Source organism: Planococcus sp. MB-3u-03 (assembly GCF_002833405.1).
Lineage (GTDB): Bacteria > Bacillota > Bacilli > Bacillales_A > Planococcaceae > Planococcus.
This window is the reverse complement of the sequence record NZ_CP025135.1, coordinates 2,368,412-2,383,530: the sequence shown is the minus strand read 5'-3', so window position 1 is coordinate 2,383,530 and position 15,119 is coordinate 2,368,412. Positions and strand designations below refer to the sequence as shown.

At 49.5% G+C, this 15,119-nt stretch carries 13 protein-coding genes; 10 read left to right on the top strand and 3 right to left on the bottom strand.

Translation table 11 applies throughout. The annotated features are described in order from the left end of the window. Nucleotides 1-32 precede the first annotated feature (32 nt). A complete protein-coding gene (locus CW734_RS13230) occupies nucleotides 33-650 on the top strand; it encodes a flavodoxin family protein (protein ID WP_101190938.1) in 618 nt (205 codons plus the stop codon). A 281-nt stretch (nucleotides 651-931) separates the two neighbouring features. Beyond that, nucleotides 932-1,210 (top strand): hypothetical protein, encoded by a 279-nt coding sequence (locus tag CW734_RS13225; RefSeq protein WP_101190936.1) that lies wholly within the window; start codon nucleotides 932-934, stop codon nucleotides 1,208-1,210. Nucleotides 1,211-1,259: 49 nt separating this feature from the next. On the opposite strand, the gene CW734_RS13220 is transcribed toward CW734_RS13225, so the two are convergent. Beyond that, entirely contained in the window at nucleotides 1,260-2,021 is a 762-nt protein-coding gene (locus CW734_RS13220) for an MBL fold metallo-hydrolase (protein WP_101190934.1), read from the bottom strand. A 120-nt stretch (nucleotides 2,022-2,141) separates the two neighbouring features. Here CW734_RS13220 and CW734_RS13215 point away from each other — a divergent pair, with 120 nt between their 5' ends. Next, complete coding sequence (locus tag CW734_RS13215; protein WP_232787064.1) at nucleotides 2,142-2,558, top strand: Lrp/AsnC family transcriptional regulator; 417 nt, start codon at nucleotides 2,142-2,144, stop codon at nucleotides 2,556-2,558. A gap of 446 nt (nucleotides 2,559-3,004) precedes the next feature. On the opposite strand, the gene CW734_RS13210 is transcribed toward CW734_RS13215, so the two are convergent. Further along, nucleotides 3,005-4,405, bottom strand: a complete 1,401-nt coding sequence (locus CW734_RS13210; protein WP_101190930.1) for an LA2681 family HEPN domain-containing protein — start codon at nucleotides 4,403-4,405, stop codon at nucleotides 3,005-3,007. A gap of 131 nt (nucleotides 4,406-4,536) precedes the next feature. Here CW734_RS13210 and CW734_RS13205 point away from each other — a divergent pair, with 131 nt between their 5' ends. Then, on the top strand, nucleotides 4,537-4,866 hold the full coding sequence (locus tag CW734_RS13205; RefSeq protein WP_101190928.1) for a hypothetical protein: 330 nt from the start codon (nucleotides 4,537-4,539) through the stop codon (nucleotides 4,864-4,866). 323 nt (nucleotides 4,867-5,189) lie between these two features. Next, nucleotides 5,190-7,277, top strand: a complete 2,088-nt coding sequence (locus tag CW734_RS13200; protein WP_101190926.1) for a bifunctional diguanylate cyclase/phosphodiesterase — start codon at nucleotides 5,190-5,192, stop codon at nucleotides 7,275-7,277. Nucleotides 7,278-8,137: 860 nt separating this feature from the next. Here the strand turns inward: CW734_RS13200 and CW734_RS13195 are convergent. Next, a complete protein-coding gene (locus tag CW734_RS13195) occupies nucleotides 8,138-8,770 on the bottom strand; it encodes a TetR/AcrR family transcriptional regulator (RefSeq protein ID WP_101190924.1) in 633 nt (210 codons plus the stop codon). Nucleotides 8,771-8,886: 116 nt separating this feature from the next. On the opposite strand from CW734_RS13195, the gene CW734_RS13190 reads away from it, so the two are divergent. The 5 genes from CW734_RS13190 to CW734_RS13170 all read left to right on the top strand — a co-directional run bounded on the left by CW734_RS13190 (nucleotide 8,887) and on the right by CW734_RS13170 (nucleotide 15,061). After that, complete coding sequence (locus tag CW734_RS13190) at nucleotides 8,887-9,636, top strand: SDR family NAD(P)-dependent oxidoreductase (RefSeq protein ID WP_101190923.1); 750 nt, start codon at nucleotides 8,887-8,889, stop codon at nucleotides 9,634-9,636. Between the two features lie 756 nt (nucleotides 9,637-10,392). Further along, on the top strand, nucleotides 10,393-10,572 hold the full coding sequence (locus CW734_RS13185; protein WP_101190921.1) for a hypothetical protein: 180 nt from the start codon (nucleotides 10,393-10,395) through the stop codon (nucleotides 10,570-10,572). Next, nucleotides 10,569-11,981 (top strand): amidase, encoded by a 1,413-nt coding sequence (locus tag CW734_RS13180; protein ID WP_101190919.1) that lies wholly within the window; start codon nucleotides 10,569-10,571, stop codon nucleotides 11,979-11,981. The genes CW734_RS13185 and CW734_RS13180 overlap by 4 nt, the downstream gene beginning before the upstream one ends. Nucleotides 11,982-12,121: 140 nt before the next feature. Beyond that, nucleotides 12,122-13,645 (top strand): right-handed parallel beta-helix repeat-containing protein, encoded by a 1,524-nt coding sequence (locus CW734_RS13175; protein ID WP_101190917.1) that lies wholly within the window; start codon nucleotides 12,122-12,124, stop codon nucleotides 13,643-13,645. Nucleotides 13,646-13,834: 189 nt separating this feature from the next. Continuing rightward, a complete protein-coding gene (locus CW734_RS13170) occupies nucleotides 13,835-15,061 on the top strand; it encodes an ATP-grasp domain-containing protein (RefSeq protein ID WP_101190915.1) in 1,227 nt (408 codons plus the stop codon). The last annotated feature ends 58 nt before the right edge of the window (nucleotides 15,062-15,119 follow it).

Sequence of the window (15,119 nt, the reverse complement as noted above, 5' to 3'; positions counted from 1 at the left end):
GAGAGAGACGGAAAACGAAAGGACGTGCCTGCATGGCTTTGAAAGCAATATTTCTCAATTGTTCATTGAAGAGTTCAGAAGAAGAATCCAATACTGAAGGGTTCATGAAAGACGTTCAAACCCATTACAAAAAACTCGGCGTCGAGTCGGAGATCATCCGGTTGGCGGATTATTACATCGCTTACGGCGTAGAGGAAGACATGGAAGACGGCGACGAATGGCCGGAGATTCTGGAGTTGGTCAAAAATGCCGACATCCTGATTGTCGGGACGCCGCTATGGCTCGGCGAAAAGAGTTCGCTTGCCACACAAGCGATCGAACGCTTGTATGGATCGAGCAGCGTGACCAACGATAAAGGCCAGGCGATTTTCTATAATAAAGTCGGTGCAGCAGCTATCACCGGCAATGAAGATGGCGCGAAGCATGCGGCGGCATCTCTGTTATACGGCTTGTCGCATATCGGCTTTGTCATTCCGCCGAATGTGGATGCGTATTGGGTCGGGGAAGCCGGTCCAGGGCCGTCGTATTTGGAGGCGGGGCATGGCAACGACTTCTCCAAATCGGCGATCCAGCGCTTAGCGTATAATACCTACCATTTAGCGAATATGCTGAAAGAGAATCCGATTCCAGCAGAAGGCAATACATTATAAAACTTGGCCCTTTCTCTTTTGAGAAGGGGTTTTTGTGTTTATTGGATATAGTTTGGAGATTCCGCTACAAACGGACGCTTTCCGGAGGGCTCGCATTGAGCCGCTTCGTCGCTGCGCTCCTGCAGGGTCTCAATTGTCTCGCTAATCCTCCCGGAGTCGCCGTTTTCCGCTTCATCTCTTGTTTTAAAATAGAAAAGCAAATGCATGTTCATTTGTAGCAAATGTGTAAATGAATATTAAACAAGATTTGATATATAGTCGATTTTCTAAGGGGGAAGCTCATGAAGACTTTAGCGGGTTTTATTATTTTGATGGGAATTATTTTGTTGTTTGCGGATGCTGAGTTGCTGGCGCCTTTGGAGGGATTTGCGGGTTATTTCATTGGCGGAGGCTTGCTGTTACTGGTGATTGGCCAGCTTGCGGGGAATCGCGAGAAGCATTGGCTGTGCCGGATCGGGTTCCATGATTTCGAGCGCCAGGAACGGGTCGAAGAAGTTCCCGCTATGCGCTGGTATCGCTGCAAGCGCTGCGGCAAAAAACGTGCGGCGTCGATCGTCTAATTTTTGCATATGAAAAAGCCAGGAATTCAGATTCCTGGCTTTTTGACAATTAAAATTCGAATGCTTCGCCGTCTTGTGGAACATGCAATTTATCAGAGAATCCTTGCTCGTTTGCAAAAGCTTTTAGCTCTTCGCGGGACAAGGCCCAGTGGTTGACGGCTTCCATATGGCTTGCGATCAATGTCGCTTGCGGTGCTGCTTTGTGCGTTTGTAGGACGTCTTCCTTGCCCATGACAAGCGAGCCGCCTTCTAGGAATTGATTGTCGCCAGCGTTCAAGACGATGACTTCGGGCTGGTGCGCATCGATTTCTTGTTGGACGCCCGCATACCAAACGGTGTCGCCTGCGATATAAAGCGTTTTTTCGTCTTCATGTTTAAAGACAACGCCGCAGACGAGACCTGCCATTTTCAGGATGTCGCCGCGGCCGTGTTCACCTTGCGTCTTGATCAGGCGGACGCCTTCGAAGCTTGTCTCTTCACTGAGGATGGTGACATTCGTGAAGCCGTCGTTGCGAAGCACTTGTGCGTCTTCTTCATTTTGGCTGAAGAGCGGCAAATGTTTCGGCAAGATCTCTTTGGCTGCTTCGTCGTAATGGTCCAAGTGAAGATGGGTGATGATGAGTGCATCGATTCCTTGGATGAGCTGTTCTTTCGGAATCGGCAATTCCTCCAAAGGGTTGTTTTGATCTTGTCGGGCGGAATTCGGGAATGGTGGATAGCTTCCTTTATCGCCGAGAAACGGGTCGACGAGGAAATGCTTGCCTGCGTATTGGATGCGTAAAGTGGCGTTGCGGATCTGTTCGATTTTCATGATTCGAACTCCTTTCATGAGTAGTGACCCTAGTATATACTGAAATTCACGATAGAGACGATGGCCTCGTGAAGGTCTTTTGGTGTTTTCACTTGATTAATGAAAGGAATTGACCGTGTAATGGATCCGACAGATCAACTTATCCTGCGTGAACTTTCCCACAACGGCCGCATGACAATGAAAGAGCTTGGCGAAAAAGTGCATTTGACCGGGCAAGCAACCGCTGCACGCGTCTTGAAATTGGAGGAAGCGGGAATTATCGATGGCTATACGATCCGTGTGTCCAAAGAAAAACTCGGTTATTCCGTACACGCCTTTGTTACGGCCATTATGCACGAACCCCGTCACCAGAAGTTTCTCGACGACCTAAATCGCCGGCCCGAAACGGTCAGCCGCTATTTCAAAACGAGTGGCGAAGGCTGTTATTTGATCGAATGCCATTTCCCGACGCACCAGCAACTGGACGATTTCTTGAACGACATCAGCGAGTTCGCAAGCTATAAAGTCACCATCGCCATCCAGCAATACGGACAATGATTTATACATACAAAAAGCCGTGCAGCAAAAACTGCACGGCTTTTCTCAGGCTGTCGAGAAAGGTGAGAAATTTTATTTTCCGAAGCTTATCGCTCGCTTTCCGTGGGCTCGCGCCCAAGCCTCCTCAGTCGCTAAGAAACCCTTGTGCTCAACTCTCACTACGTTCGAGCATCGCAGAAAACCCGCTTGCTCCCACATCTGCGTGGCAGATGCGTCGCAAATGAATGCGCTCAGGTAAACTTCGCTCATTCATTGCTTGCGGGTCTCTGTCGTCTCGTCGCTTACGCTGCTCCACTGGAGTCGAGCGAACGCTTCTCCAAATACTTAGACAGACCATTGATTTTGACTGTAGAAAAAGCTTCCATTCTAATTCGTAATGGATTTATAGCCTTCGTCAACACTCTGAAAAAGCCATGCAGCAAAAGCTGCACGGCTTTTCTATTTGCTTATTTCTTACCGATCGCCAAGGCGAATTGCAAGTACATCAGGCCGTTACGCGCTTTTTGGCTCATGGCGAGCGTCATGCGTTCGAGCTCTGCTTCCGTAATGTGGTGGCTTTGTGCACGGGCGTTGTCTTTTTCGAACGGCTCCGCTTTTTCGACCACTTGCAAATAGCTATTATCGATGCGGTTGCGGATGTGCAAGGCTTTTTTCACGAACAAGCTTTGCTCATCCGATTTCTCATAGCCGTACACTTCTTTCGACTGCCAGTACAATGCTTTCAAGGCATCGTTTTTCGTGTTTTGGACAAATGGCTTAAGCGGTTTTTTCAAGTCTTCGTCCTCGAACCAGATGCGCTGGAAATTGACGCGAGGCTCTTCCACGCCGAGCTGCATCGTCTGGTTCAATAAAAGCGCCATTTTATCGAACAGGGAATAGGCCTGGCGATAAACTTGCTTCAAATCTTCATGACGTTTCGTGTAGCGTGTATTGTCGCCGTCCATCTTATGGTCGTCTGCGACTTCTTCGCTGTTCGTTGCGAGGTAGAGCGAACGGCGCATCGCCGTGAATTCATGCGTCAACGAATCCAGGAAATTGCCGAGGAACGCATTGTTCTGGATGCGTAGCGGAAGATCGCGCTTCGCCATCGTGTCCGGCTCGATATCATTGCCGCTGTTGAGGAATAATTGTTGCTCGGCACACCAGTTGAGGTAGCGCTGTTCGTCGGCAGCTGGTTCAGGCTGCTGGGCAAGTTTCACGGGATCCACATCGCCGAGCTGATCGATCATGTTCCCAGCAAGTTTGATGCGTTCGTCGTAAAGGGCTTGGCCTTTTTCATCTTTGATGTCGGTTTTGGCCGTCTTGAATAAATCGAGCGCTTTTTCAAGTGCGCCAAGGCGCTCGGCTTTGACGGGCAGGAAAGTCGAATAGAAAATCAAAGTCCAGCCGAATTCGCCGTTCAATCGCTGGTAAGATGGATCGTTTTCATCTTTGACCATTTCTTTCAGGACCGCTTGCGCATCGATCGAGCGCCCGGTGTGGACAAGCGTTTCCGCATAGTTCAAGCACACTTGGTTCCAGACATTCGATGGAATGCGCCCGCGGTAAGTTTCGATCGTATTGTCGTATAGATACAATTGGCGTTGTTTCAAGTCGGAGTTCCAGTCTTTTTTCAGCTGGTGCTGGATCGATAGATAGCTCGTCTCAAGCAGCACGGCGAGCGGATATGCCGCTTTGCCTTGAAGGCGCTCCTTTAAATGATTGATCATGGCATTGATGCGGCCAGGGAAAGCTTCGGCTTTCGCTTGTTGCATTTCCTGCAGGAGCTGGTGGGTCGCCCCGTAAATTTCTTTTATTTCAAATTGCCCTAAATCATCAGCTAGCGCGATGTCGCTTAAAGTTGCCATCCCATTTCCTCCTTGATGCGTTTTGATGTGTCTCTCTCCATTCTAAGGGAAAAATGTCCATTGGTCACCCCGCGGCAGGAAATTGGCAGAAAATATGGAATATAGGAGACAATACGAAAGGGGGAATGGGCATGGCTGAATCCAAGGAGCCGTTCATCTGGCTGCCGGTCATTGAGGAAAATCAAGTAACTGATATCCAAGCTCAGGGCAACGGCATGAACAGCAAGCAATTCAAGATGGCAACCGCAACTGAAAGCGGCGAGCACGCACCGATTTCCCGGGACAAGTTGGAAGAGATGGTGCGCGGTTTTGAAGGCTATGAAGTGGAGACGATTGAATTGAACGTGGTCGGGGCAGTCGAGACAGGCGGCCTGTTGCAGTTCATTGTTGCCGGCAAAGCAGAAGCTGGGATGACGGTGACGTTGAAGAAGAAAGGAAGCAACGGGAAATCAGGGGAATAATGGAGGAAAAGAGGCGGCGCTGCGAGGGCGGCGCTTTTTTAATTTCCGAAAAAAACGTTCAATAAGCGCGGATGGTAGGATAAACGACATTGTTTTTCGTGTGATGGATAAATTTAAGAGATAGCAGCAGGCATTAAGGTCTATGTGAAAAGGAGGGAATCGAAGGTATAATGTTTACTATATTCCAGAAATAAGAGTTATAAGAATCACTGATGAATTTTAATGATGGTTATAAAGTCCTTTTATCAAGGGATTTCCTTCTGAAAGCATCAAAATAGTTAGCTAAACAACATTTTTTGGTTCGCCAAGTCAGGAGGTTTGCCATGGATATGTTCCCACATATCAGTTTAATCTTTTTATCAATCATCGTTTCCATAGCGACGAGCTACACCGTGTTGATCCTGATTGAATACGTAAGCAAGCGGAAAAAGGCTATTAATTCCCGCTCCAATCTGCTGGCGGTGCTGGCTTTGGGCAGTGGGTTTTTTGGCATTCAAGTAATCGGCATTCTGACCTTTATGGCGGAATACCAGTTTACGCCGCGCTATTGGCTACTTGCCCTCGCACTGTTTACAGCCTGCGTATTGGCAATTTATGTCTTGAAAATCCTGCCAAAAAACATCAACAACCGCAGTGACATGGCGAAACGGGTTCTCGTCACGGCATTTTTTATGAAAGCAGTCCATTTTCTTGGGTTATCGGGCGTATTGGACGTCCGGTTTTGGGCGATTTCGCCAGGCTATTATGTATTGTCGGCAATCACTGTACTGGGAATAAGCTACTTCAGCTTCCGCTTCGTAATGAAGACCAATACGACCCAAGTGACAGAAAAACAGCGGCTTAAAAACGCCACTATTTTAGGGTTCGTGCTCACTTTGCTGTATTACACTTCAACAAGAACCTTCTATTCCAATATGGCTCTTCCGGAAGCGACAGCTGATGGCATGGGGGCTATCACGATGGCTGTTTTTGTCGCTTCGATTGTTGCCTTGCTGCTGTTGTCTGCAGCGAATCTGGCTCTCGTCGATTTGCATGCGCTGGAAACTGAGACCGGGCTGCTGCAGCAAGTGAAAGCAAGCGAAAGCCGATTCCGGACGCTCGCGTATACCGACCAGTTGACGGGTGTTCCGAACCGCCATTGGTTTTTTGCGCATTTCCGGGAGTTGATGGATTCACCAGACGGCAAAGTGGAGTCGATCGGCGTCGTGCTTCTCGATTTTGATGATTTTAAATCGATCAATGAATTGATCGGCCATGATGGCGGCGACCAGTTTTTGAAAAAAGTCGTCGAGCGCTTGAATTCGGTGCTGCCGAAAACCATCACGCTCGCCAGGCTCGGCGGGGATGAATTTGTCTTTGCGGTGCCCAATGCCAAAAAATCCTACATGGAGCGTCTTTGCCAAAGCATTTTACTGGTGATGGAGGAGCCGATACAGATAGGGGAACGGTCTGTGGCTTCCGGCATCAGTCTCGGTATCAGCTGCCAAAAAATTACGGAGCTTAACGAGGAGAGTTTGATCAAGCAAGCGGACCTGGCGCTATTCATGGCGAAAAGCGCCGGTAAGGAGAGCTATGAATTCTTTTCCCCTGAGCTTCTGGACAGCTCGATTCGCAAGCAGGAAATAACGTCGGCGTTGCAGCAAGCTTTGGTGAACGGGGAGTTCTCGGTCCATTATCAGCCGCAAGTCGAGTTATTAAGCGGGCAGGTCATCGGATTCGAGGCCTTGCTTCGTTGGAATTCTGCGCTGGGCGCCGTTCCGCCATCTGAATTCATCCCTGTCGCTGAAGAATGCGGTGCGATTCATTCAATCGGCGAATGGGTGCTGCGTGAAGCCTGCCAGCAATTGAGTGCCTGGCGCCGGGAAGGCCGGCCAGATATCCACGTGTCGGTCAACGTATCCGCTAAGCAATTTCTGGATCCGGAGTTTGCTGAAAAAGTGGCGCGCATTTTAATCGCCACGAACGTGCCTGCCAAATGCGTGGAAATCGAAATCACCGAAAGTGTCATGATCGATCTCGATACTGCAGCGGCATTGGTTGAAGAGCTGCAGGAAATCGGCGTCAAGCTGGCGATCGATGATTTCGGTACTGGATATTCATCGCTCAACGCGGTCAAGAATATCCAGATTGATACATTGAAGATCGACAAGTCCTTAGTCGACGAAGTGCTCGGCAGCGACCGCAGCATGGCGATCCTGGCGACCATTATCGAGCTCGGGAAAAACCTGGGGGCGGACGTTGTCGTGGAAGGCCTCGAGACGATTGAGCAAGTGACTTTGATGCGGCAATATGAAGTCATCGGTCAAGGCTATTATTTCAGCCGGCCACTTCCTGCCGATAAGGCAGCAAGGGTGTGGGACAAGTATCTGGAGCAGCCGGACGGGATGTTCCATACACCGATTTTATATTGAATGTGTAAAGACGCAGCGATGAGCTGCGTCTTTTTTGTTTTGAATGAAGATAGCGGGATTATATTGTGTAATAGTTCCATTGCTTCTGCTCGGGTTCCATTTTGCTATTCGCCGCCTTGTTTTGGGTTGAGCTCCCGCCGTAAGTCAGGAAGAACGCCTGTCTTACTGCTTCGCTTCACCCTTGGCGCTGGGCGGCTGAGTGATTGCATTGATTATTTTAAGCTTAAGTGAATCTGCTTCTATATACAGTTGCCGGCTAGTGGGGGACTCACTTCCCTGGCTAGTCTTAGCAAGATAGTGAGTGTTTGTGTGTAGAACTGTTCCGTGCTTCTGTTTTATTTCACCTAGGTAGTCGCCGCCTTGCTTTGGGTTGAGCTCCCGCCATAAGCCAGAAAGGACGCCTGTCTTACGGCTTCGCTTCACCCTTGGCGCTGGTCGGCTGAGAGATTTCGGTGGATAAAGCGTGTTTAGTTGGAACTGCTTCTATATGTAGTTGCCGGCTAGTGTGGGAATCGCTTCCCTGGGCAGATGTTGAGCGGATAGCGAGTGTTTGCTTGCTCAACTGTTCCGTTCTTCAGTTTGTGTTTCAACTAAATAGTCGCTGCCCTGCTTTGGGTTGGCCTTTGGCAGTAAGCCAGGAAGAACGTCTGTCTTACTGCGTCGGCTCACCCTTGGCGCTAGGCAGCTGAGAGATTGCAATGATCATTTCAAGTTTAATGTGATCTGCTTCTATATGGAGTTGCCGGCTAGTGGGGAAATCGCTTCCCTGTTATGGCATCTAGTAATGATTGGTTTTGGAAATGGGAGATGGGATCAACTGATGAGCTGAAAAGGAGAGAGATATCAATTTAGCTTTCTTATTAAGCCCTGCAATAGTCGAGCAGAATTTTCTTCAAGACTTTTTGCTGGGTTTCGGGTTGGATGTCTTCGTCCAGGTAAGAGATGGACGATTTTAAGGCGACGTTGTTCGTGAAGCTTGAATAGCTGTTGATGATGGTGACGATAAGCGGTTTAGCGGGAATTGAGCTATTGATGGAGCCGTCTCGTTGGCCATCTTGAATGAGCGGTTCGAGCAAATCCATGATCTGGCGCTGCCTTGCCAAGTAGCGGTCAATCTCAGGAAGCGGTTCGGTGCGGAACGAGGCATAGCTTTCGAATGCTTCCCGGAAACGTGCGGATTTATATTGTTCAGCTTTTTGTGCATCGAGCAAAGTATCGAGCAATTGTTCCAGCCGTTCGAAGGCGCTTGATTTCATGGAAATGATGCGCTGGAATTCAGCTTCCACGGCATCCAGTGAGCGGATGGCGACTTCGACGATCAATTCGTCCTTTTTCGGAAAGTAGCGGAAGACCGTCGCCACGCCGGCACCGGCGCGTTCGGCGACGTCTTTCATTTGCACGTCGTTCAGCCCGCGTTCTGTAAAGAGTTCTTTTGCGGCTTCAACGATTTTATCGGTTTGCAGTTGTTTGTTTTCTTGTCGTTTTGATGGCATGTCGTTTTCACTCCTTGCTTTTAGTATAGCGCTTTAATTGAAGTAATGGCATTGCGAGAGTATACTTGAAATAAATTGATAGTCAGACTATCAAAATTTAATTCGAGGTGATTATAATGAGATTGGAAAACAAAGTAGCCATTATCACGGGCGGCGGATCTGGCATGGGAGAAGCGGCTGTGCGCTTGTTTGCAAAAGAAGGAGCGAAAGTCGTCGCCACTGACATTAATGTGGAAGCGGCGGAAAAGGTCGCGCAAGATGTACGAGCAGCGGGATTTGAAGCAGTGGCGATGAAGCAGAACGTGGCGGACAAAACAGATTGGCAGTCCGTCATCAGCCAGACCGTTGAAACTTTCAGCAAGATCGATGTTCTCGTCAATAACGCGGGCATTTCCGTGGCTAAAGATTTCCTGGACCAAACCGAAGAAGATTTTGCGAAGGGCTTTGCAATCAATACGAACAGCGTTATGTACGGCATGCAGCTGGCGATTCCACACATGATTAAAAACGGGGGCGGATCGATTGTCAATGTGTCATCGATCGCAGCGTTGACTGGCATGTCAGGAGCGGGCGTTTACACGGCATCCAAGGGAGCTGTCCGGTCGATTACAAAAGCGGCGGCTGTCGATTACGGCAAACAGAACATCCGTGTCAACTCCGTTCATCCGGGGTATATCGTGACGCCGATGAGTGCGGAATACATGGAAAGTGAAAAATTCCGCCCGCATTTCCTCGCACAAATTGCGCTTCCTGAGCTCGGCAATGCAACCGAAGTCGCCAATGCGATGTTGTTCCTCGCATCGGATGAAGCGAGCCATATCACGGGCATCGAGCTTCCAGTAGACGGCGGCGTGACGGCGAAATAAATAGTAGTTGATAGAAGATGCGGCCTTGGCTGTGTCTTCTTTTTTTGTTGGCTAATTGCTGAAGGGTTTTCCAGGGCAGAATTAAAGGAAGCATGCAGGGTATTAATAGTGGAATTGTTCCTGAGTGCCATTTAAGCTTCATTTTGGTAGTCGCCTCCTGGCTTTGAGTTGGCCTCTTGCCGAAAGCCAGTAAGAGCGCCTGTCTTTCGGCATCGGCTCACCCTTAGCGCCGGTCGGCTAAAAGACTTCGTCAATTCGGGTGTGTTTAACTAAATCTACTTCTATATGGAGTTGCCGGCTAGCGGGGAAATCGCTTCCCGGCCCATACCACCTGGCATATAGAGGCTTGAATCGAAAATTTGTTGGTGGACTAGGACTAGCAATTACAAATATCTCGGTCACGATGTCTGGAGATACAAAGTATGATGCCTTTTTATATTCTATATTGAGTGGATTGAAAATTTATCTTCCACTCTAAAACTAAAGACGGAGTGGAAGGGGCCGACTCCGGGAGGAATAGCGAGACAATTGAGACCCTGCAGGAGCGCAGCGACGAAGCGGCTCAATGCGAGCCCTCCGGAAAGCGTGCCCCTGCAACGCAGTCGAAAAGCGGAAGCTTTTCTAATCACTGCTTTTAAATTCGATTGCAAACTATTTGATTTCAGAACAATCTGTTAATTTACACAGAAGAATGGTAAACTGTCGGTAATCAGCAGGACCTACACCTCAGAAAAAATTCAGGAATGGGGGATTCATGTGGCGTTCGACATTCACGAAGTTTTGGAGAGGAAAGGCATCAACGTCCCGGATCATCATAAAGAAATGCTCGCCGGCCAGATGGCAGGATTCGAGGAGCTGCGCAAGACGGTGAACCAGGAACAATTGAAAGACCTGGATATGGCCTTGACGCATATTCCCGGAGGTGAGCAGAAATGAGCAATGAACTCGCGCAGAAATCCATCGGGGAACTGGCGCCGCTCATCCAATCGAAACAGGTGTCGCCTGTCGAGTTGACGGAGCGGGTATTGGCAAACGTCGATTTGTACGACGGGGACATCAATGCGTATATAAGCGTGCAAAAGGAACAAGCACTAGAAGCTGCCGCCCAGGCTGAACAGGAAATCCAAAGCGGCAATTATCGCGGCGCGCTTCATGGGATACCGATGGCACTAAAAGATATTCTGTATTTTAAAGGCGAGAAGGCGACGATGGGATCGAGCATCCACAGTGAGTTCGTGGCGGATTTCGATGCGACGGTCGTCTCGAAATTGAAGATGTCGGGTGTGACATTCACCGGCAAGCTCAATATGCACGAATATGCGTGGGGCGCGACGACGACCAATCCGCATTTCGGGCCGTGCAAAAACCCGTGGGACCTAACGAAGATTCCAGGCGGCTCCAGCGGCGGATCGGGTGCTGCGGTGGCTTCCCATATGTCGATTGCGTCGCTCGGAACGGATACGGGCGGCTCGATCCGCATCCCGGCATCCAGCTGCGGCATTATCGGGCTCAAGCCGACCCATGGGCGCATTTCGAAATACGGCTGCTTCCCGCTCGCCTGGTCGCTCGATCATATCGGGCCGATGACAAAGACGGTGTACGATGCGGCGTTACTATTGGAATTATTAAGCGGTTACGATCCGAAAGACCCGACTTCGATCGACCGCCAGGCGAAGAATTTCTCAGGTTTATTGGAAAGCGATGCGAAAGATCTAGTCATCGGCGTTGAGGAGGAATATTTCTTTAAAAACGTCGATAGCCGCGTGGATGAACAAGTGCGGCTTGTGTTGAAACAGTTGGAAGATGCGGGCGCGGTCATTAAGCCTGTCAGTATTCCGTCCTTGAAGCAGGCGGAATTTGCGGAGCTCGTGACGATCACGACAGAAGCGAGCGCTGTGCATCATGCGAATTTATTGAAATCGCCGGAGAAATTCGGCGAAGACGTGCGCTTTTTACTGGAAGTCGGAGAATTGATGAGCGGCGTCGATTACGTCCAGTCCCAGCAGATCCGGCGGAAACTCGATCTGGAATTCGCCGCGGCGTTTGACAGCGTCGATGTGCTGATCAGCCCGACCCTGCCGTTCCTCGCGCCGCCGATCGGTTCACAGACAGTGGATGTCAACGGCCAGGAATTAAGTTTCTTGGATGAAGTAATCCGCTTTACGGGGCCGGGAAATCTGACCGGCTTACCGGCACTCAGCATTCCAGTGGGGGTGAAAGACGGCTTGCCAGTAGGATTGCAGATCATGGGTCCGGCTTTTGAAGAAGAGAAAGTGCTGCGGGCAGCGGCACTGATTGAACGAATGGAATTGATGAAAGGCCATGCACCGACCTTAGTAAAATAGAACTTTTCATGGGCAGCTCTCGCCGGCACAACTCCGGTTATTGGGAGCTGTTTTTCATTTTAAAATTTTTTAACCGTTTTTTAACATTTAGCAGGTAGAATCGTCGTACGACATTCAGTGAACAAAGGGGCGGCACAATCATGGCATTTTGGAAAAAACCGAGGGAGAAAGAATTGCTTCCGCGCAATAAAGAGGATATCGTCCGCGAAATGTGGAGTCCGAAAAAGACTGCAGACCAATTATTCAACGTGAAATCATACGGAGCGATCGGCGACGGCAAAGCCGATGACCGGAAAGCGCTGCAAAAAGCGATCGATGCCGCATATGGCACGAGTAAAGGCGGCAATCTATTCTTTCCACCAGGATTGTATCGCATCAGCGGTCCCATCGAAGTGCCGGAATGGGGCATGGGGGCAGCTGTATCGTGGATCGGGCATAGTTCTGAGACGACACGCATCGCACCGTCTGAACCGATGGATTATTTGGTGCGCATGCGTGGTGGCAGCGGTTCGGTCAAAGGCATCCAGTTCATGGGGACTGACCCCGAAAACGGCTATACACAACTGGCCAAAGTATGCATGGTCGCAAGTGAAATCCGCGATAAATTATTCTCAGGCGCCGCGTTCATGTGGGGATCGGTCCACGGCTTGCAGATTCTAGAAGAAGGCAATAATAATTTATGTGTGTTCGACCGGCTGTGCCAGTTTTCGCAAAATGGCTCGGTCATCGAAGGGAGCGGGGCTTCAGGGCGGGGGACGAATATTTCATTCATGAGGCTCGACCCAGCCGCGCGTGACGTCCATGTCGGCGCTTATTTCAAAGTGGGCTCCGGGGAAGGGTCTGTCTACCACATCGATGAAGTTGGCCCGCGCAGTATTACGGTGTCGCCACCTTTGAAAGAAACCATTTCACCGGGAACGCCGTATAAAATCCATCTCGGCTGCGGATTGCAGACGGACCGCGGCAGCGATAATAATGTCTACGGGATTTACGATTGCCATTTTGTCGGCAACGCAGCGACCGGTCTGATGGTGCGCGGGCTTTATGGCCACCATATCCAAGGCGGCAATTTCGATTCGAACGGTATCTCGGGCATCCATATCGGCAGCGGCGCAATCAATACGACGCCAGCGTATTCCGGCAGCATCAACCATAGCTATTTCGAAAACAATGGCTATGCCAATGTCTTGCTCGATTATGCGGCAGGGCTCAGCATCATCGAGCCGCTCCTCGCGAAACCGCGCGACGGCATGGGCGACGGCCTTGCCTCGATCACTTCTTTATATAATGAAGAATACCAATACGATACGACGAGCATCCTTTACAACGGGCGATTGCATCAATATGTGCCTGAAGGCGGGCGCTCGCCGATCGATATGAAAGACGAGCCGCGCATGACAGTCAATAAGAAAAACGGGGCGTCCGAAGCGGAAACCGTCAAACTGCCGCCAGCCCCGACCCATAAATTCAGCGAAGAAGTGGAAATCTTCGTCGAACACAGCGGCGGACAGGAAGTGCGGCTCGTCTGCGATAACGCTAAGGTCAATAACCGGCCGGGAAGTGAAGGCGTACTGGCGCCTGCAGGAATCGGCTATAAAATCACCGCCTACTACAATAGGAGCGATAAGAGTTGGATGGTGTCACATACGACGCCTTTAACTTAAAAGGAGTTTATACCTGAATTTTCAGATTTTTATTGACGTTTCTGCTTTTAATTGGTATTTTTTGTATTACGCTTATCGAGTTATTTAGTTATTTTGTATTAGAACTTATACTATATGTACATGATATTTGCGAAGTGGAGGGTTTTAGATGGATAAAAGAAAATTTTAATCCTTGGCGGCACATTCCATATGGTCAATGTGGTAGAGACAGCCAAACGCATGGGCTACTACACAATCGTCACCGACAATATGGTCGGTTCGCCAGCGAAGAAAATTGCCGACCAATCGTATGACATCAGTACTGCAGATATCCGGAAGCTTGCTGAAATCGGCAGGAGAGAGCGAATCGATGGCGTGTTCACTGCTTTTGACGATATCAACACATGGCATGCAGTCGCATTGTGCAAAACGCTCCATTTGCCGTTTTATGCCACGCCTGCACAGCTCGAAATCACTTCGCATAAAGACCGTTTCAAGGAATATTGCCGGACATTTGGTGTGCCGGTCATTGAAGAATACGAATGTGACCCGGTTCAGGACCCTGAGCTCCCTGTGGTGGAATTTCCGGTCATCGTCAAGCCGGTCGACAGCTATGCAAGCAAAGGAATCACGGTGTGTTATGAGGAAGAGGAACTCACAAAGGGGGTCCGAAAGGCAGTCGGGGAATCGAAATCGGGGAAAATTATGCTCGAGCGCTTTGTTGATTCAGACATCGGCGTCCAGGCATTCTATACTGCGCGGGATGGCCATCTCGTCCTGACTGCCGTTACTGACCGCTTCACTTATAAGCAATCAAAAGAACACCCGCCGCTTCCTGTGGCGATGCTGTTTCCTTCGCAACATCAGCCGCAATATATAAAGGAAGTCGATCCTGCGGTGCGAAATATGATCTGCAATATGGGCATTAGAAATGGCTTGGTGTTTATTCAAACGATGTACAGCGGCGGCAAAATCTATGTATACGAGATGGGCTTCCGTTTTAGCGGAGAGCAGCATTATCATATTATCCATAAGCAGACAGGCGTCCATTTACTGGAAATGATGCTCGATTTCTCGGTTGGCGAAAATACGGACAGTCATCCAATCGAGCAATTCGATCACGCACCGATGCCGTATCCTTCTGCCAATTTGCCTATTTTGCTCGGTCCAGGCACAATTACGGAAATTCGCGGCTTGGAAGCAGTGAAAGCAATGCCGGAAGTGGTTTCCTGCGTCATCAACCGTTCCGAAGGCGAAGTAATCGAGCGGACGGGTTCTTATTCGCAAATGTTTGGCCGGTTCAATGTGGTCGCAAAATCTCAGCAGGCGCTTCTGGAAACCATCGAACGGATCTACAGGACACTGGAAATACGCTCTGAAGGTGGCAGTGATATGATCATGGCCCGTTTCCAGCCAGCAAAAGTAAATGCATCTTGATGATAAAGATCAGACAGTGGGGACCATTTTCCGCTGTTTCTTTATGCTTTAAACAACA